Source organism: Desulfonatronum parangueonense (assembly GCF_054656975.1).
In genome coordinates, this window is the sequence record NZ_BAAHXH010000003.1 from 1,762,864 (window position 1) to 1,780,730 (window position 17,867).

At 58.2% G+C, this 17,867-nt stretch carries 22 protein-coding genes; 9 read left to right on the forward strand and 13 right to left on the reverse strand.

Annotated elements, in window-relative coordinates:
* Positions 1-56: 56 nt before the first annotated feature.
* Complete coding sequence (locus ACYQ15_RS08100) at positions 57-392, forward strand: helix-turn-helix domain-containing protein (protein WP_459937014.1); 336 nt, start codon at positions 57-59, stop codon at positions 390-392.
* A gap of 107 nt (positions 393-499) precedes the next feature.
* Here the strand turns inward: ACYQ15_RS08100 and ACYQ15_RS08105 are convergent, their stop codons facing one another.
* Positions 500-931: a hypothetical protein gene (locus ACYQ15_RS08105; RefSeq protein ID WP_459937015.1), complete on the reverse strand. Its 432-nt coding sequence runs from the start codon at positions 929-931 to the stop codon at positions 500-502.
* Positions 932-1,226: 295 nt separating this feature from the next.
* Between ACYQ15_RS08105 and ACYQ15_RS08110 the strand changes: the two genes are divergently transcribed.
* Positions 1,227-1,448, forward strand: coding sequence for a ribbon-helix-helix protein, CopG family (locus ACYQ15_RS08110; protein ID WP_459937016.1), 222 nt, complete (start codon positions 1,227-1,229; stop codon positions 1,446-1,448).
* Positions 1,426-1,680, forward strand: a complete 255-nt coding sequence (locus ACYQ15_RS08115; protein ID WP_459937017.1) for a type II toxin-antitoxin system RelE family toxin — start codon at positions 1,426-1,428, stop codon at positions 1,678-1,680. The genes ACYQ15_RS08110 and ACYQ15_RS08115 overlap by 23 nt, the downstream gene beginning before the upstream one ends.
* A gap of 285 nt (positions 1,681-1,965) precedes the next feature.
* Here the strand turns inward: ACYQ15_RS08115 and ACYQ15_RS08120 are convergent, their stop codons facing one another.
* The 3 genes from ACYQ15_RS08120 to ACYQ15_RS08130 form a co-directional block, all read right to left on the reverse strand.
* Positions 1,966-2,436 (reverse strand): HAD family hydrolase, encoded by a 471-nt coding sequence (locus ACYQ15_RS08120; protein WP_459937018.1) that lies wholly within the window; start codon positions 2,434-2,436, stop codon positions 1,966-1,968.
* A gap of 120 nt (positions 2,437-2,556) precedes the next feature.
* Complete coding sequence (locus ACYQ15_RS08125; RefSeq protein WP_459937019.1) at positions 2,557-3,072, reverse strand: hypothetical protein; 516 nt, start codon at positions 3,070-3,072, stop codon at positions 2,557-2,559.
* 164 nt (positions 3,073-3,236) lie between these two features.
* Entirely contained in the window at positions 3,237-3,458 is a 222-nt protein-coding gene (locus ACYQ15_RS08130; protein ID WP_459937020.1) for a hypothetical protein, read from the reverse strand.
* A gap of 286 nt (positions 3,459-3,744) precedes the next feature.
* Between ACYQ15_RS08130 and ACYQ15_RS08135 the strand changes: the two genes are divergently transcribed.
* From ACYQ15_RS08135 to ACYQ15_RS08150, 4 genes are read left to right on the forward strand one after another with little or no spacing between them, the layout of a single operon-like run.
* Positions 3,745-4,578, forward strand: a complete 834-nt coding sequence (locus ACYQ15_RS08135) for a phosphate ABC transporter substrate-binding protein (RefSeq protein ID WP_459937021.1) — start codon at positions 3,745-3,747, stop codon at positions 4,576-4,578.
* Positions 4,579-4,597: 19 nt separating this feature from the next.
* The gene (locus tag ACYQ15_RS08140; RefSeq protein WP_459937022.1) at positions 4,598-5,446 is read left to right on the forward strand and encodes a PstC family ABC transporter permease; all 849 of its coding nucleotides are present in this window, start codon (positions 4,598-4,600) and stop codon (positions 5,444-5,446) included.
* Positions 5,443-6,333 carry a PstA family ABC transporter permease gene (locus ACYQ15_RS08145; protein WP_459937023.1) on the forward strand — a complete coding sequence of 297 codons (891 nt, stop codon included), beginning with the start codon at positions 5,443-5,445 and terminating at the stop codon, positions 6,331-6,333. The genes ACYQ15_RS08140 and ACYQ15_RS08145 overlap by 4 nt, the downstream gene beginning before the upstream one ends.
* Positions 6,321-7,097, forward strand: a complete 777-nt coding sequence (locus tag ACYQ15_RS08150) for a phosphate ABC transporter ATP-binding protein (RefSeq protein ID WP_459937024.1) — start codon at positions 6,321-6,323, stop codon at positions 7,095-7,097. Before ACYQ15_RS08145 ends, ACYQ15_RS08150 begins: the two co-directional genes overlap by 13 nt.
* Here the strand turns inward: ACYQ15_RS08150 and ACYQ15_RS08155 are convergent.
* The 9 genes from ACYQ15_RS08155 to ACYQ15_RS08195 form a co-directional block, all read right to left on the reverse strand.
* Entirely contained in the window at positions 7,094-7,570 is a 477-nt protein-coding gene (locus tag ACYQ15_RS08155) for a hypothetical protein (RefSeq protein ID WP_459937025.1), read from the reverse strand. The genes ACYQ15_RS08150 and ACYQ15_RS08155 overlap by 4 nt on opposite strands.
* 93 nt (positions 7,571-7,663) lie before the next feature.
* The gene (locus ACYQ15_RS08160; RefSeq protein WP_459937026.1) at positions 7,664-8,434 is read right to left on the reverse strand and encodes a DUF4198 domain-containing protein; all 771 of its coding nucleotides are present in this window, start codon (positions 8,432-8,434) and stop codon (positions 7,664-7,666) included.
* A 254-nt stretch (positions 8,435-8,688) separates the two neighbouring features.
* Positions 8,689-10,668: a TonB-dependent receptor plug domain-containing protein gene (locus ACYQ15_RS08165; RefSeq protein WP_459937027.1), complete on the reverse strand. Its 1,980-nt coding sequence runs from the start codon at positions 10,666-10,668 to the stop codon at positions 8,689-8,691.
* Positions 10,669-10,758: 90 nt separating this feature from the next.
* Positions 10,759-12,300 carry a tetratricopeptide repeat protein gene (locus ACYQ15_RS08170; RefSeq protein WP_459937028.1) on the reverse strand — a complete coding sequence of 514 codons (1,542 nt, stop codon included), beginning with the start codon at positions 12,298-12,300 and terminating at the stop codon, positions 10,759-10,761.
* A gap of 3 nt (positions 12,301-12,303) precedes the next feature.
* Positions 12,304-12,951 carry an energy transducer TonB gene (locus ACYQ15_RS08175; RefSeq protein ID WP_459937029.1) on the reverse strand — a complete coding sequence of 216 codons (648 nt, stop codon included), beginning with the start codon at positions 12,949-12,951 and terminating at the stop codon, positions 12,304-12,306.
* Positions 12,948-13,352, reverse strand: a complete 405-nt coding sequence (locus ACYQ15_RS08180; protein WP_459937030.1) for an ExbD/TolR family protein — start codon at positions 13,350-13,352, stop codon at positions 12,948-12,950. The genes ACYQ15_RS08175 and ACYQ15_RS08180 overlap by 4 nt, the downstream gene beginning before the upstream one ends.
* Positions 13,353-13,637: 285 nt before the next feature.
* Positions 13,638-14,213 carry a MotA/TolQ/ExbB proton channel family protein gene (locus tag ACYQ15_RS08185; protein WP_459937031.1) on the reverse strand — a complete coding sequence of 192 codons (576 nt, stop codon included), beginning with the start codon at positions 14,211-14,213 and terminating at the stop codon, positions 13,638-13,640.
* A 200-nt stretch (positions 14,214-14,413) separates the two neighbouring features.
* On the reverse strand, positions 14,414-15,781 hold the full coding sequence (locus ACYQ15_RS08190) for a MotA/TolQ/ExbB proton channel family protein (RefSeq protein WP_459937032.1): 1,368 nt from the start codon (positions 15,779-15,781) through the stop codon (positions 14,414-14,416).
* Entirely contained in the window at positions 15,778-16,695 is a 918-nt protein-coding gene (locus ACYQ15_RS08195; RefSeq protein ID WP_459937033.1) for a DUF3450 domain-containing protein, read from the reverse strand. Before ACYQ15_RS08195 ends, ACYQ15_RS08190 begins: the two co-directional genes overlap by 4 nt.
* Before the next feature lie 492 nt (positions 16,696-17,187).
* On the opposite strand from ACYQ15_RS08195, the gene ACYQ15_RS08200 reads away from it, so the two are divergent.
* Positions 17,188-17,439, forward strand: coding sequence for a ribbon-helix-helix protein, CopG family (locus ACYQ15_RS08200; RefSeq protein WP_459937034.1), 252 nt, complete (start codon positions 17,188-17,190; stop codon positions 17,437-17,439).
* Positions 17,417-17,845: a type II toxin-antitoxin system VapC family toxin gene (locus ACYQ15_RS08205; RefSeq protein WP_459937035.1), complete on the forward strand. Its 429-nt coding sequence runs from the start codon at positions 17,417-17,419 to the stop codon at positions 17,843-17,845. Before ACYQ15_RS08200 ends, ACYQ15_RS08205 begins: the two co-directional genes overlap by 23 nt.
* The last annotated feature ends 22 nt before the right edge of the window (positions 17,846-17,867 follow it).

Sequence of the window (17,867 nt, forward strand, 5' to 3'; positions counted from 1 at the left end):
TTGACCTTATCCGGGCCAGGTTAAAAATGGCCGAAGATATTGCAATGGGGTGATAAATGGAAAAGCAAATCGTGAACGGCCATGAAATTCTGATCAGCTCGGAAAACATCTTTACGGATCTCGGCTTGCCCGATGCGGAAAAACTGAAACTGAAGTCTGAACTTGTTGTCAAAATTATCCAAGCGATTCGTCGTCATGGCCTGACCCAGGAACAGGCAGCCAGGAAAATGGGGCTCACCCAACCCAGAGTTTCAGAAATGATGCGCGGCAATCTGGCCATGTTTTCGGAACGAAAATTGATGGATTGCCTGAACAGACTGGGCTATGACATTGAAATCCGTGTCAAACCCGCCAAGACGCCTGTAGGGCATTTCCAGCTCGCATTCGAATAGCAGATATGTCATTATCCGCCATCATATTCATTTATGAGGCTGACCTGGACTGACCAGGACTTCAGGTCATGGGCAAACGGAAGCTCATTCCATGTCAGTAAAATAAATCACACTTGATCTTCCAAAGTATCCTCGAATTCAATGATTTCCAAAATGACTCTTTCCAACCTTTTGCTGGAAAGACTGCGCCCCACGAAACGCTGCGGCAATCCTGCTTTTTCCAATGATTGGTTGAAAAATTCAATTATCTTGGGCTTGTTCCATCGCTTCTTCACGCACAGCGGGCTGATGACAGCGTATTTCGCATAAAAAGACCAACCTTCGCCGTTCGAGTCAATCACTTGGTAAAATGCATCAGCATTGAAGGCGTCTTTTGCGATCATGGTTTGGATTTTTTCTTGATCGTACGCGCCAAAGACGCGAAATTCTGACTCTACCAGGAGAGGAAACCTTGGCTGACGAAACAAATATCGTATCATTGCAGACATATTGGGTTGAGGTTTCTCTCTGTCATGCGGATGCGCCTCGCGTCCGGCCAAAAACTACTGTCCCAGCGCCCGCAAATTCTTTAACCTCGCCCTCAGGATTTCCGCAGCGGACCGGGCTTCCGGTTCCGGGGCCTTGTGTTCATGGTCCGCAGCCAGGCTGAGAATGAACGGATTTGGCGTATCATGACGAGATCCGGGGCGACCTGGTGATAGCCGTCCGTCCGGGAATCAAATAGTGCTTGGTGATCTGTGCAATCTGCGGTGTGATGAGGCTTGACTGAGTGACAAAGGCTTGCATAGATTACATTGATTGACATCGTTTGACATTAAAGAGGTGGAGGTTCCCATGACTCAAATTACCGCCCGTTTATCGGATGATGTTCTTTCCTCCCTGGATGCTGCCGCGGCTCGGCTTCGCCGCTCGCGCGCGGAAGTGGTACGCCAGGCAGTGGAGTACTATCTCGACGATTTCGAGGACATCACTCTCGCCATTGAGGTATTGCAAGACCCGGCGGATCCGGTATTGGATTGGGAAAAGGTAAAGCATGACCTACTCCATCTCGATTAAACGGAGTGCTGCCAAGACACTCGAGAACATCCCCAAATCCGACCGGCGACGCATTATCGAAGCTATTGATTTGCTGCGGAACAACCCTGGTGCGGGATCTGTCTTGAAGGGCGAATTCTCCGGGTTGCGCCGGGTACGGGTTGGCTTGTACCGAGTGGTGTATGAAATCCAGGATGCCCGCTTGACGGTCCTGGTCGTACGGATCGGCCACCGACGTGAGGTTTATCGCTGAAACATCCGTAACCATTCAGCTCATTCGGTGGATGGTCATACTCCTGCATTGGATTCCGGCTTTCGCCGGAATGACTTGTTGCAGCAAACCGTTACAACATCAGTCATACCGGCGAACGCCGGTATCCAGATCTTCTTCTCGAATTTTGCTGAATAAATACTCCCTGGCGATACATAACGTCACTTCATTGCCCGTAAGGTAATCGAAGAGCAGACCATGTGGTCAAGTATGCCCATGTCCCCCAATCCCTGCTCCCATCGCCCATTGCCATCGCCATCGCTCGCTTTATTCGCGTAACGTGGCTGCCAAGCGTAGCGGGTTGAGGAGAAGATCCAGGGCATTCTGGATGGAGCGGCAGACCACGTCGGCCGCGGCCAAAGTTTCCGGGGCGACCCCTTCTTCCTGGAGCAATGCAATACCCAGGGCCGCTTCCCGAAGCATCAGGGCGTCGTTGCGGCCGTTGCCCATGGCCCCGCACAAGGTCGGGTCGAAGGCGCGCAGGTGGTCGGCCTTGGCCTGGGCTTGGTTTTGAGGCGGGATGATCAACAGATCGCAGGGGACCGCATTCAATTCGGCACGCACGCCGCCGAAGGTGTCCGCCGTAAGAACATGAATATCCAGGTGCCGTGACAAATCCTCCAACCGCTCAGCGACGCCGGACAAAAGCCGTCCGTCCAGGGCCAGGGTACCATTGTAGTCCAGAAAGAGATGGGCCAGACGCAGTGTTTTCCAGCCCGGTACGTCGATATGCAGCAAGGCGGTCTCCTGTTTTATTTCGGGATAAAGTTCTTCGACCGGGGAACGAGTTGTCGCACTTTCGGGCAAGCACGATGAGAATCAGGAGCGAGCCTGTTTTGACAGCAAATCAGGAGTAGATCACGAAGGCGTCTTGCTCGGCTGGGTGCACAGGCCTTGGAAAATTTCCTTCAGGGTGTTCTGGTCGATGATTTCATGGAGCGGCAGGTCGTAGTAGTCGTCTTCAAGTGAACATGCTTCCTCCACAAGAAAATCCTCAAGCAAGGGCTCAGCATGGCGCCGGGGGCAAGAGACGATTTCGCCCCTGGAAAGATCCAGCTTGGATCCGGCATTGTTCTTGATCCAGTTGTCCGCTTCGTCGTGCGTCCCCAGGAACAGCAGGACGAAATACCCATCCTTCCTGACCATCACCAATCGATGGCCGCTGACAAGATGGAACTTGGAGCAGTTCTCCATCCTGGCCTCGCCGTTCCTGGTCAGCTTGCCGCTCAGTTTCTGATCCAGATTGTCGCTCTCGGCCAACTCCCGGATCAGCTCCTCGGTTTGCCGCGCGGCAAAGGCCGCCTTGCCACCGGCCAAATGCATCTTTTCCAGCTTCTTGTTGAACTGAACAGGGTCGTAAATGATCGCGGCCATGGTTGTCTCCAGGATCACAATTTTCAGAACCAATCCGGACTTGATGTATTTCCGCTCGTGCCGCACTGGGGTGCGGCGCTCCCAGGATTTTTTCTTTTTTTCACCATCCCAAGATCCAGCGTGGGAATGGTCGGATAATGGTAACTACTCAGCACTTTTCATGATCAGACACGGAATGTTCGGGCTTGTCTCGATTTTTCGGCCTCGCCTGTCTGACTGAGCCAGGATCCGTTCATCGAACCATTGCCAAACGCCTGAAGCACCATTTCGAATTTATTCGAGCAATGGTCGATGTTACGAAGCCGGCGACGGAGTTGCGAGGCCGAAAAATCGTGACAAGCCCGAACGAAGCTGAATAGTTGCTGATAATGGGTCAGGCCTGCCATGGCCTGCATCCAGTCAACCCTGTATATCACTCTTCGTCCGAGTGTTTGTCCAATTGATTTTTCCGATCAGGAAGGCGTTCATGGATTGTCCAGACCTATGACATTACGCAAAAGAGGAACATGACAGGAACAGCGTGCGGTTGAGGAACCGGATATCGAAAATTATGATTGAAAAGATTCGGGATGATAGAAAAATCCAATTTGATTTTTCCGGAAATCAATCTAAGAGGTGACATGGATATTTCAATCACCGTTTTTCATAACACACATTCGAATGGAGAGCCGCATGTTTTTCAAAAACACAAAAATCATGACTCTGACCTTGCTCGTTCTGACCTTGCTCGCTTCGCCGGTTCTGGCCGCAAACCTGGACAAGTTCACGGGAATGGAGGGCACGCTGGATATTGCCGGGGGCACCGCGCACATTCCGGTGATGAACGAGGCGGCCAAGCGGATCATGATGGCCAACCCCAAAATCCGGATCACCGTGACCGGCGGCGGAACGGGCATCGGCGTTCAGAAAGCCGGCGAAGGACTGGTGGATATCGGCAACACCGGCCGGCCTCTCTCCGAAGAAGAAGTGGCCAAGTACGGCCTGCAGTCCTTTGCCTTTGCCATTGACGGCGTGGCTCCCGTGGTGCACCCGAACAATCCTGTCGGGGATCTTTCCGCCCAGCAGATCAGGGACATTTTCGGCGGACGGATTACGCGCTGGAATGAAGTGGGCGGCAACGACGCGGCCATTCACGTCTACAGCCGGGAAGAGGCCAGCGGGACCCATGAAGTGTTCTGGGGCAGGCTGCTCCGCAAGGAAACGGTGGTGGGCACGGCGAACATCATCCAGTCCAACGGCGCCATGAAAGTGGCCGTTTCCCAGGACGTCAACGCCATCGGCTACATGAGCATCGGCCACATTGACGACAACGTGCGGCCTTTGGCCGTGGACGGGGTCGCTCCTTCCCAGGAAACAGCCATTGACGGGAGCTATCCGGTGATTCGACACCTGTACATGAACACCGGAAGCGAACCCACCGCCCTGACCAAGGCGTTCGTCGAGTACATCCTGGGCGAGGAAGGGGCCGAAATCATCCGCGCTTCAGGCTACATCCCGCTGCGGTAATTCCGTCCGCTCTCCCTTCGTGCTTTCCGAATCCTGGATTCGGCGCGTGCTCTGCGCCGCCGCGATGACGTCCACCGCGGCGGCCTTCTGCATTCTGCTGGTCCTGATCTACCTCGTGCTGCCGCTGTTCACCTCGGGCAATCTGGGCGCGGTCTTTTCCTGGCAGTGGCTGCCGTTTCAAGGCAGCTTCGGAATCCTGCCCATGGTCACGGGTTCCCTGCTCCTCTCCCTGGGAGCATTGGTCCTGGCAACGCCGCTGGCCGTCGGCGTTTCCTGCTTTGTCCAGGTGCTGGCTCCCGGGCGAATCAGGGGGCTCTTCCTGGCCATGATCCACTACATGACCAGCATCCCCACGGTCATCTACGGCTTTGTTTCGGTATTTCTCCTGGTGCCGTTGATGCGCCAATGGTTCGACCGGGGCACCGGCTTTTCCCTGCTCACGGCCATGCTGGTCCTGACGCTGCTCATCCTGCCCACCATTGTCCTGGTCTTTCATGCCACGCTGCGGGAGGTGGACCGCTCGTCCCGGATCACCTGTGCTTCCCTGGGCTTTTCCAGGCCCTCCTACATCCGCCATGTCCTGCTGCCCCTGTCCCGGCGCGGCCTGCTCATCGCCGTGATTCTCGGCTTTGGCCGGGCCGTGGGTGACACGTTGATTTCCCTGATGTTGGCCGGCAATGCCCCCATGGTTCCCGGATCTCCGCTGGATTCCATCCGGACCCTCACCGCGCACATCGCCCTGGTCGTGGCCACGGACAGCCAAAGCACCTTCTACCATTCGGTCTTCGCCTCGGGCCTGATCCTGTTTCTGATCATGATCCTGATCAACCTGATCCTGCGCAGACTCGGCCGCGGCTCCGCCCCATGACGTCCCGGACGCGCCATCTGCTTGCCGACCGGGCCACCGTGTTCTTCTGCTGGACCGCCGCACTCGGCACGGCCGCGGCGGTTCTCGCGGTGCTGGGTTTTCTCATCTACCGGGGAGCGGGATCATTGGGAATCGAACTCTTCTTCGGACAAACCCATTGGTGGGCTGCCCTGACCGGAGCCCGGCCGGTCTTCGACGGCCTCTGGCCCGCCCTGGCCGGAACCTTGCTTTTGGTGATCCTGTCCTGCGCCATGGCCGTTCCCGTGGGCATTGCCGGCGGCATCTATCTTGCCGAATACGCCTCGCCCCGCTTCAGGAGCATGGCTGGGTTCGCCGTGGACCTGATGGCCGGCATTCCCTCCATTGTCATGGGCTTGTTCGGATTCAGCATGATCATTGTCCTGCGGCACACCTTCGCCCCCCAAGCCAAAACCTGCCTGCTCCTGGCCGCGGTCTGCATCGCCCTGCTGATCCTGCCCTACCTGGTCCGGACCACCCAGAACGCCCTGGCCGGGCTGCCGGACCACCTGCGCCTGCTGGGTCCAAGTCTCGGATTCACCACATGGCAGAATGTTCGCCACGTCCTGCTGCCTTCGGCGGGAAGGGGCGTCCTCAGCGGCGTGATCCTGGCCATGGGCCGGGCCGCCGAGGACACCGCCGTCATCCTGCTCACGGGGGTGGTGGCCCAGGCCTTTCTGCCCCGCAGCCTCTGGGACAAATTTGAAGCCCTGCCCTTTCGCATCTATTATCTTGCCGCCGAACACCGCACCACGGCTGAACTGGACCAGGCCTTCGGCACGGCCCTGATCCTGCTCATGCTCACGGGATTGCTGTTCAGCCTGGCTTTTGCCGTGCAAAGAACCATGGAGAAGCGATGGAAGACGTAAAGAAGACTGCTGATCCGGTTCTGGAAATCAGCGACCTGACGGTCCGTTTCAGCGGCCGGACTGTTCTGGAACGGATCAATCTGAGCATCCGCCCCGGGGAGCTGGTCATGGCCGTGGGGCCGTCCGGTTCCGGGAAGACAACCCTGCTGCGGTCCGTGAACCGCCTGAACGAGGAGTTTCCGCACTGCAAGACCGAAGGGCGGGTCCGCATCCGGCTCGATGACCGCTGGCTGGACTGCCATGCCGCCGACGCATCCCTGCCCGAACTGCGCCTGCGCACGGGCATGGTTTTCCAGCACCCCAACGTGCTGCCCTTCTCCATCTTCAAGAATCTGGCCCTGCCCCTGCGCGTCTCCCTGGGGCTGGACAAGACCATGGTGGAGCAGCGCGTGCGAACGGCTCTCGAAGATGTCCAGCTGTGGGAAGAAGTCAGGGATCGCCTCCAGGACAATGCCCTGAGTCTTTCCGGCGGTCAGCAGCAACGGCTCTGTCTGGCCCGGGCACTGGCTCTGGAGCCGAGCATCCTGCTCCTGGACGAACCGACGGCGTCCCTGGATTTCAAGGCAACCCGAAAAATCGAGACCCTCTTTGCAAGCCTGAAAAACCGGTATGCCATCCTTGCCGTGACCCACAGCATGGGCCAGATGCACCGCCTTGCTGACCGGGCCGTGGTGCTGCGCGAGGGAAGACTTGTTTCCGAGTTGTCCCGTGACGAACTGGACGACCATGAAGTGTGCCGGCAAGCCATGGAAGAGATGTTCTAGCGGACACTCAACCTTGCCGGATGCCTTGAAGGCTTGCGCAAAGAGCTGAACTGCACCCATAAGCTGTACAGAAACAGGATCATGGTCAGTCCCATGAATACGGTGAGGTACTCGGCCACAAGGGGCTTTTGATAGGACGCCACGAACAGTCCCTCGCCGATCTCGATGGTGATGGATTTGGGATGCAGGCCGTGATCGGATTCCCCGGCAACGGAGACGGTCCAGGTGCCGGCCCTGTCCGGCAGAAAGGAGACGAAGCCGTTTTTGTCCGTGCGGCCGGTCTTGTGGGGGATGGACTCGCCAGGGGCGAAGATCTCGTAGGCGGAATAGCTCGCGGGGTCGGTCTGGGTGTAGAAGAAACGGGCGCTGACGCCTTGCTCGTCCACGCGGTAATACATGCCGTGGGCTGAGGCGGTGGTTGCGGGGAGCAGAAGGCAGAAGGCCAATAGAAGCGTGATCAAGCGTGCCGACATGATGGATTCTCCAAAATTCCTGGTTAACTCCGTGGCATATGATTGCGCCCGGTCCCGCGAACGGGGCCGGGCGCACAAATCGTTCAGAACAGGTTAGTCAACTTCAAAAGTGAGCACGCCGCGGTATGTCCTGGTGTCGCAGACATCGAGATCAGGATAGGGTTCCTGATGTTCGACCTTGATCAACCAGATTCCCCGGTTGAGAATCCGCAACCGGCCTTCTCCTTCCGCGTTTGTTCGCGCCGTATAGGCGAAGACGTCCGGTTCCGAGGAGAAACCGGCGTATGTAGCGTTGAAAAAGCCGCTGTACGGTTCGCCGTTGAGCAGAACGCGGATGGGCAGGTAGTCGCCAGTCTTCAGCGTCGCGGGATTGGCCAGGGGGACGATCTCAAACGGATGCCCGACTACCGCGTCCACATTCCCGACGGCATCGCCGACGTTGAGCACGGCCTTCATGGTATTGAACGAGATCGAGCAATTGATGGCGTTGTCCAGTCCGGCTTTTGATTCACGCACAAAGCCGGTGGTCGTCCTTGTCCTGTATCCGGCAACGGCTTCGCCGGATACCAGATACGCTCCAGCACCCAATGGCTGCGCCGAGACGAACTCGAGTTCGGACTTGGCATCGATTTCAACCTTGGAGCCGTCGGGAGCGAGGATGTACAATTCTTCGACGCGGTCCCTGCCCATGAATCCGTCATATGGAAAGGCATGTCCCCAGCCGATGGTCAGGTTGGCCGGCCTGTCTTCCTGGATCTGGTATCGCTGCATGTTGATCCACGGATAATGGGCCAGGCCGGTGCCGGGCAGGCAGGCCAAGAGAACGAGCATCACCGCTGAAGCAAATACATTTCTTCCATTCATCGCTTTCTCCAATTGATTGTTTATTTTCTGCTGGAACCGAAACTCTTCCCAAGGTGGCGAATACTGCTCGAACTTGCGCCGATCGAAGGGATAAATCCTGGGAGCGCCGCACCCCAGTGCGGCAAGCGGTGTAACGCACCAGCACCAAGTTTCGATTGGAGCATGGACCCGGTAGCTGGACCACGAAACTCCGCATAGCTGGATATCCCTGAACAGCAATCTCGTAACCGACCGTTTGAGCAGTTACAGGGCGGCTAGAACTGCAACTCCAGGTTCAGGCCGATGCTGCGACCCATGCGGTGGGAGAAATCGCCGTCGCCGCGGTCGGAATTGGTGATGTTCTTGGCGTCCAGGGAGACCCGGAACAGTTCCGAGAAGTTCTTCCAGATCCGGGCGTCCACGACGCCGTGCTGGTCGACTTCCTGGGTGTTGGCGGTGTTGCGGTACTGTTTTCCGACATAGCTCAGGATCACGCTGGCTCCCACGTCCCAGGGCTGAAAAATGTACGTCGGAGCCAGAGAGGCGGTATACCTGGGGACATAGGGAAGATCCCTGCCCGTAACCCGGTTCTCCGATTCGGTGTAGGCAAAGCCGGCATTGACGAAGAGCGATTCGAGCAGCATCAGGCGCGCCGACAGTTCTCCGCCCTGAATCCGAGCCTTCTCTACATTGATGAAGCTTTCAATGGGCAGTCGGTCCTCTGCGAATTCACCGGTGCTGTCCCGGACGACCATGTCTTTCACGTCGTTCAGAAAGTACCCCAGGTTGACGGTCAAACGATCATTCAGAAGCCCCTGTTCGAGGTTGAGTGTGTAGGTCCAGGCAGTTTCCGGGTTCAGGTCTGGGTTGGAACGAACGTAATATTCACCGTGACGCAGCAGCCCTTGATAATACAGCTGACGGATGGTGGGAGACTTGAATCCGCGTCCGACGGAGCCCCGCAGGGTCGTGGACGGCGTTGCCCTGAACATGGCGCTGAACTTGGGATTGACTTCGGTGCCGAATGTGGAGTGATCCTCAAGCCGCACCCCGGGAACCAGGGTCAGGCGGTGATCGAAAAGCATCAGCTCGTCCTGGACGAAAATGCTGTTGGTGGTGACGTTCTCGTCCACCGTGATCCGGGACGTGCCGCCGTCTCGCTGATAGTTGACGGAAAAGTAATCCATGTGCTGGCGCTGCGTGGCCGCGCCCACGGTCAGAATGTTCCAGTCCGCATACCAGTTGTAGACCAGCTCGGCCTGATCATAGCCCACGGTGCCGTCGCGAAATCCGTGCTGGAATCCGGGATAGCCGTTGATGAAATCCTGCCAGTATGTGTATCCGCTGAGGGTCATTTCATGGTTGCGGTTTTGTCCGAACTGGTAGTTGATCCCGCCGGAGAAGCGGTAGGTGTCGTACTCGCGGTCGTAGCTGGCCACGGGGAGATCCAGTTCCCGGCGCGCCTGTCCGTAGTTCGCGCCCAGGTCCACACGCAGCGCGTCGGTGATCGCCGTCTGCCAGCGTCCCATTAGCGAATGGCGGTAGGTCTTTGCCGGATCAAAGGCAACGCCCTCGTCCTGTTCATAACTGTAGTGCAGGTAGTACCCAGAAGCGGCCAGAAGCGGACCGCCCAGTCCGAAATTGGCGCGATAGACGTCGCGGGAGGAGCGGTTTGCCGATACTCCCTGGCGATCGGTCACCTCGTAGCGGCTGTAACCGGCCTTGGCATGGGACGTGAATTCCCTGGGCGTCCTGCGGGTGATGATATTGATCACTCCGGCCAGGGCGTCGGAACCGTACAGAGCCGAGGCCGCGCCCTTGACGATTTCGATGCGCTCGACCATGCTCAACGGAATCTGGTTCAGACTGATCCCGTAATCCCCATGAGCGCCCATTTCCCCATGGGCGCGCTGCCCGTCGATGAGGATCAGGCCGTAGCCCTCGTTGAACTGCAGGCCGCGCATGGTGGAGCGCAGATTGTCCGAGCCGATGACGTCGTCCAGCAGCGTCGTGTTGATGCCCGGGACAGTATTCAGAACGTCGAGGATGTTTCGCGAGGGCATCCGCTCGATGTCCTCGCGGGTGATGACCTGGGTTTCCACGGGCACGTCCTGCAGTGTGTGTCGGGTCCTGGTTCCCGTGACGACGTATTCTTCAATCTCCGTGGTTTGCCTGGGCGTTTCCTCGGCGAACGCCGGCACGGCCAGGCACAAGGCCGAGAGCAAAACAGTTCCGAGTCTGCAAGAAAAATTCATCAGCCAACCTCCAGTCTACGTGTTTTTCGCACCATTGCCGTTTCATGTTTCTGGTGCGAAGGTTCATTGTCGCATCTTCTCCGGTATCGATCACCCTCCGGAGCGGATGCTCTCCAGCCATATCTCGGCCTGGCGGCGGACCTTTGGTTGGTCCTTTGCCAGGACAAAAGCCTTGCGAGCCTCGTCCAGACGGCCCTGGTGAAACGCGGCCATGCCCAGCAGGAGCAGGGCGTCGGGCTTTTCCGTCGCGCAACGATCCTGGGCCGCGTGGTCGAGGTGCTTCGCGGCCGCGCTCCAGTCCTCGATCTGCATGAACAATCGGCCGATGCGCAGACGTGCGGAGCAGTTTTCGTCAGATTCGACTTTCCGGATCAGGGCTTTTGCGGCGTTTCGGATTTCCCAAGCCTGGAGCCAAGTGTCGGCCAGCAACTCCAGGTTTTGGGAAGTGGCCGGGATGCGGCCGTCATTCAGAGCCTGGTCCAGAACCCTGGCCCCCAAGTGAGGGGCCTTTGCCTGGCGCAACATCCGCGCCACCTGGAGAATATCCTGGGGCTGGTCGAATACGCCCTTGTGGTAGCCGGCGGTGAGCACGGCCGCGGCCTGGCATTCTTGCTTCAGTTGCAGATGGGCCGCGGCGAGCTGTTGCCAGTAGCGTTTGTCGGTTGGCTGTTGCTCAATGATGCCGGGAAGCCGGCGGACCATTTCCGCGTACTGTCCGTCGTGATGCAGGGCGGCCAGGAGCATGTCGTACCATTCGGGCGCGGGTTTGCCTCCGGCCTGAACCGTCTCTTGAAGGGCCGTTTTCAGATGGTCGGCCGCTGTCTTGTAATGTTGGGCCTCATAAAAGACCCAGCCCGCTCGGACCCGCTGTTCCGGCGTGATCACGGCGGCCTGTTCCAGCCATGTTTTCATCCTCCGGGCGGCTTCGTCGTGGCGATGCAATACCGCCAGGATCTGGGCCGTGTTGACCAGGGTCAGCAGGCGTGAGGCCTCGTCCAGGCTGTCCAGCCCGAGGGCCTTGTCAAAAGCTTCCAGGGCTTTTTCGTGTCGTTCGGTTGCGCTGAACAGAAAGCCGCGCATCTGCCAGGCCAGGGCCAGGGCATACGGTTCCCGTTCAAACTCGTGAACGAATCCCTCCAGAAGCACGCCCGCCTCGGACCACCTTTCTCCATGCAGCAGATCCTGGGCCGCGCTGAGTTTTTGATGCGCGGATTGGGAAATCGTGGGTTTGTCTGAGGCAGAGGCTTCAGCGGGAAGGGTGGCAATGGCGAGCCAGCACATGAATGTCAGGTATATTGTTGAGCAAATGGACCAACGAAGAAAAAGAGTGATTGGAACCGCTCGCTTCGCTAAAGGCACGGAGGGCGCAGAGAAGTAATTTTTGGCTTCCGCTGGAACGATGCGGAAGCCAAAAGGCTTCACGCCTGACGGCGGTGAGTTCTGTGCCCCGAGAGGGGCCAGCAGTCTTTTGGAAAGCAGCTTTTTCCCTGCTTTCCAAAATATCTTCCTTGGCGAACCTGGCGTCTTGAGCGACCAACGGGAGCGGGCGGTTCTGTCAACGTGCATGGCCGATTTCACCTCCATGACGAGATCGAGTTCTCGGCCGCTTATGGTCAGTCGTTCTTCGCCCACGGTTCATCCCTCCAGATTGAAGACAATGGTAATGGTGGCGATGGCCGGGACGGCTTTGCCGTCCTGCATCTGGGGGTGAAAGCGCCAACGGCTCAGGGCCCGTACGGCTTCCTGGTCGAAAATGCCCTCTCTGGGCTCGGCTTCCACCACGGCGACATCCCGGACCGAGCCGTCCGGATTGACGATGAATTCCAGGCGCACCCAGCCGGAAATGCCTTGGCGTCTGGCCCGGACCGGATACTGGGGCGGAACCTGGGAAATGGGCGTCAGGGGCTGGGTGTAGGCCACGGGGCCGGTGGGCGCGGGTGGGGGAGCGGCCAGGGGCAATCCGGCCAGGGCGAGATCCGTTGGAAAATCAAAACTGGGAAGATCCAACGCCGGAGGCTGGAGCGCGGGTTGTTTGGGCGCGGCCACGGCTTCCAGGCGGGGGATGGGTTTGATTTCCTCGGGCGGCTCGGGCTTTTCCCGTTCCCGGCGGCGCACCACCTGCTCCGGATCCTCCATGCGGATGAACTGGGGCAGCGGTTCGCGCCGCTGCGCCTCGATCCCTGCTTCGCCCCGGCTGACCAGAGCATTCATCAGCAGGAACAGGCTCAAGGCGGCCAGCAGGCCCAAAACCAGGGAAAAGCCGAAACGCAAGGACGTGTTCATGGCTTGTTCGCGGCAACGGCCACATTGTGCACCCCGGCCAGCCGGACCTGGTCCATGACCTGGACCAGAATCCCCGTGCGAGAGGCTTCGTCCGCCTGGATGACCACGGCTCCCTCGGGATTCTCGGCACGCAGCCGTTCCACGTTGGCCCGCACGGCCCGCACGTCCACCTGACGGCCGTCGATCCATATCGCACCGGACTCGGAAACCGCGATCATGATGTTGCCCCGTTCCTGGCGTTCGGCGCTGGCGGCCGAGGGCCGGTTCACCTCGATGCCCGCCTCCTTGACGAAGGAAGTGGTCACAATGAAAAAAATCAGCATGATAAAGACCACGTCCATCATCGAGGTCATGTCGATCTGGGCGCTGTCCTGCTCCTCGTATCGTCGTCTGCGTCGCAACTTACGTTCCTTTTGTTGTGCTTCAGGGATTGAAGCATGACGTGAATAAATTGAACCGCTCGCTTCGCTCAAGGCGCAGGGGACGCCAAGAAAACATTTTGGAAAGCAGGGAAAGAGCTGCTTTCCAAAAAGATGTCTCACCCCTGTCGGGGGTGATGTCACTTCGCCGTCAGACGTGAAGCCTTTTGCCTGCCGCATCCTTCCAGCGGAAGCCAAAAATAACTTCTTTGCGTCCTCCGTGCCTTGAGCGTAGCGGGCGGTTATCTCACACCCATCGCGGGCGGTTCAACTTGGTTCATCTTCCCCTCTTATTGCTGGATCTCGCCCATCGGCATCCCTTTCCAGCAATTCCTTGAGCAGCACGTCCTCAGCCTCCCGGGCATGGGCTTCGCCGCCTCGTTGTAAACGGATGCTGAACACGTATCCGGAAAGGGCCACCACCAGCCCGGCCATGGTCGGGATGGTGGCCATGGAAACGCCCGCGGCCATGGCCCGGGGATTGCCCGTGCCGCTGAATTCCAGCGTGTCGAAGACCATGATCATCCCAGTGACCGTACCCAACAGGCCCAGCAGCGGACAGACCGCGATCAGGGTGCGGATGGCGGTCAGGGAGCGGGTCAGTCCCAGGCGCAATTCCGACACGTCCCGGCGCAACAACATCCTGGCGATGCGCCGTTCCACGGACGGGGCAACGGCGCGTCGGGCACGCATCGCGGTCAACTCCCGAGGAAAGACCCACCGGTGATGCCAGTACCGCTCGATGATCAGGGTCCACAGGGCAACGGCCACCAGCAGGATGACCCACAGAACAGGGCCTCCGGCGTCCAGGAATCGTTGCAGGTTGAGGAATTGCTCGGTCATGAAAATGCGCCTAATGCGATCGGTTTATCCGGTGTCAAAATCCAAATCGAAATCGAAATCGAAAAAAGCTCTCAATGCGCTAATCACTTCGTTGATTCCATGCATGGCCCACTTTCCGCTTGTTTACCGACTAGAAAAAAATCGATTGCGATTTCGATTTCGATTTCGATTGCGAAATACGCTGTTTTGCGAAGGCTGGATCATGCTTCCCCTCGGACCCGCTGAATGTGATCCGCCAGCAACCCCGCACCCTGCTCCTCCAGGATATTCACCAGTCCCCTGCTCTTGGCCGCGGCCAGGCTGTGCAGGAAGAGCAGGGGAATGGCTACGCTCAGGCCCAGGGCCGTGGTCACGAGAGCCTGGGAAATGCCTCCGGCCATGAGTTGGGGGTCGCCCGTGCCGAACAGGGTGATGGCCTGGAAGGTTTCGATCATGCCCACCACAGTGCCCAGGAGGCCCAGCAACGGGGCCACCGCGGCCAGGATCTTGATGGTCCGCAGACCCCGCTCCAGGCGAGGGATTTCCTTGAGCACGGCTTCGTCGAGTCGAATTTCCAGAGTTTCCGGGTCCACGCGACGGTTTGACTCGCTTATCTGGAGAATCCGGCCCAAGGGATTGTCGGGCAGGGCCGTATCGGTACGCAGTTGGCGCTGGATGCGTCGCTCCAACGTGAACAGGATCACGAAGCGAACCGCGAACAGGATCAACCCGAACAGTCCCAGGCCAAGGATGATCAGGCCGATTTCCCGGCCCTGCTTGATTCTCTCGATGAGCGTGGGAGATTGGACAAGGTGCGCCAGGATAGCACCCCGGGAGGGATCCAGGGCAAAGAAGCGGGTTTCGCCCGGTTCGGCCTGTTCCAGGTCGCGGGCCAAGCCCAGAAAACGCCCCTGGGGCTGACGCGGCAGTTCCAGGAACTGGTCGCGGCCCTGGACATGGGACAGATATTGTCCGTCGGACACGGCATTGAACGTGCCTATTCGGAGCACGTCCTTTTCCCGCTTTGTGCCGTCGGGCAGCACCACTTCCCCGGCCAGGCGGTCCACGCGACCGGACCCAACCATCTCCTCGAGGACCAGGATCCACATTCGTTCCAGCTCGGTCATGCTCGGCAGGGCGCGGCTGTCGCTCAGCCCGGCGAGGAACTCCAAGGCCTCGGGCCTGTCGGCCATGGTCAGGGAGCCGAGGAACTGGGCATGGAAATCCCCGGCGCTTTGGCGCACCACGCCGAACATTTCGCCAAGTCCGCCCTGTTCCTCGCGCAGGTTCGCCTCCAGTTCCGTGAGGGTGGCCTCGTTGGCGTCGTAGGCAGTGAGCAGACCTTCCTGACGGTTCTGTTCCGCGCGTACCGCGGAGCGGGCCTTCTGGATCCGTGCGCGGGCCGCATCCAGATCGGCACGGAATTCTTTTTCACGTTCCTGGTTGATTCGTTCTTCGTTCTGGGTCCGTTGACGGACCTGCTCCAGAAAGGCGTCCAGACCGGTTACAGATGGTTGGGCGAAGGCGGACGACCCCAAAAGCAGCATGGCGACCAGCATGGCGGCGAACACCGATACGAAGCGGGTCATGGCCGATCCTCCGTGCCGGTTCCCGGCCCGGCATCAATGCGGGCTTCCGGCTCTCCTGCCGGCTCCATAACCGGCAGTTCGCCATTTACGTCGTTCAAGACTTGCAAAAAAGGAGGAACCAACTCCTTCCACGGCGTGGAGACGGAAACCGGCACCTGGATCAACTCCGGCGCGGTCTGCCGGGCCGCGATGCGCAGCCCCTGGCGAATGGATTGATTGTGCCGCGCTTCCAGAGGCACCCAGGCCTTTTTCCGCGCATCCCAAAAGCCGCTCTCCCTGCGGTCCAGCGTCTGATAGGCCAAGACGAGCCGACCGATGCGCAGAAATTCAACGCTGCGCGAGGAGCCGTTGCCCAAGACCAGTTCGCCCTGATAGGCCTCGATGGTCCGGCCGTAGTCGGCCTCGTCCTGATAGGCCTGCATGATCCGCCGGAATTTTTCCGGAACGTCCACGTCGGCCCGGCGCATCAGGGCCCGCAGCCCCTCCACCCGGGCCAGGCGTTCCTCCCGGAGAAACGGCAGGTCCGCGGCCACAAAGGCCTCCAGCCCGTCCAGCATTCGCAACATCAGCGGCACGATCTCCCGCTGGGTGACCTTGATGTCCTCGATCTGCCGGCGCAAAGAGACCATCTCGGCTTCCTGGGACCGGACCATCTGTTCCAGGTTGTCGTTGTACACGGCTAGGTTTTCCTGCTCGCGGCGCAGGTTGCGGTACTCGTGAACGAGCTGCAGCGTCTCGTCGGCCATGGCATCCACCCGGGCCTGGGATTCCCGGGCCTGGCGCAGGATGGCGTCCTCAGCCTCAAGGGCTTTGGGGATTCGTTCGGAAGCCCAAACCGACGCTGACCAGAAGCCAACGATGATTCCGGAAATAATGATCACTTTCCGCCAGAAACCATGTCCACTGTACCGCACCGTATCCTCCTCATGAACAACTTCGTTATCTTGGCATAACCCGGAAGGTGCCGGATGATGTTGCGATCACGCGCTGAATTGGCATTGCAAGCTGATAGCTCCAAAAAGTGTTAGCTTCTGTATACGAAGTAAAAATTTTTGACAACAATATATAAAGAAAATATTCTACGTGTTACGAAGATAGTATTGTCGTGTTACATTATGCGTTTGGCGAATGCCTGGGTAAGGTCGGATGACAATGCACTCATGAAGATGTGGATGAGAAGAATTGGCAGCGAGATCAACGCGTTAACGCTTTCTGGCAAGCACTTTCGCGAAGTCGGAAACCACATCCTGGGGAGGCGTTATGCGGATGTATTGTAAAAGCTCTGAAATATCACCCAAGCTCTGGATGCGTTGCCGGGGAAGTGCAATGACAGTCGATTGATTGATTCAGCTCTCATTGACAGTGTCGCCTGCTTGCAATACGTTTTGTAATACAAGGAGGCCAAGATGATATCCGTACGATTACCGCGCGAACTTGAATTGAAACTGGAGAACTTGGCGCGCCAACGTCACACGTCCAAGACCGAACTCATCCGGACGGCCCTGGAACGATTTTTCATGCAAGAAGAATCGGAAAAAGATTCCTATGAACTCGGGGAAGCGTATTTCGGACGGTATGGAAGCGGCGACGGCACCTACTCGGCCACCTACAAAGAAAAACTGAAAAAGAGGATCAATGCCAAACACCATCCTCGTTGACGCCGGGCCTTTGATAGCGTTGTTTGACAGGGACGACCGATTCCACCTGGTGGTGAAGGAGTTTGTGAGGAACGGCAAGTTTAAGTTTGTCACAACGTCCGCCGTCATGACGGAGGTCTCCCATATGCTGGATTTCAGCGCCAAAGCGCAAATCAATTTTCTTGAATGGGTTATGCGCGAAGGGGTCATCCTTTATGAAATTACGCAGCATGATATCGGAAGAATCCTGGAATTATGTCTGAAATACCAAGATATGCCGATGGATTTCGCGGATGCAACCTTGGTTGTGGCGGCGGAAAAAACTGGAATGAGAACAATCATAAGCATCGATTCCGACTTCGACGTCTATCGACTGCCCGGAAAAGAAAGGATTGCAAATATTTTCAACAGTCAGCGTGATGAGTAACGGCAGCCAATACGTCGCATGG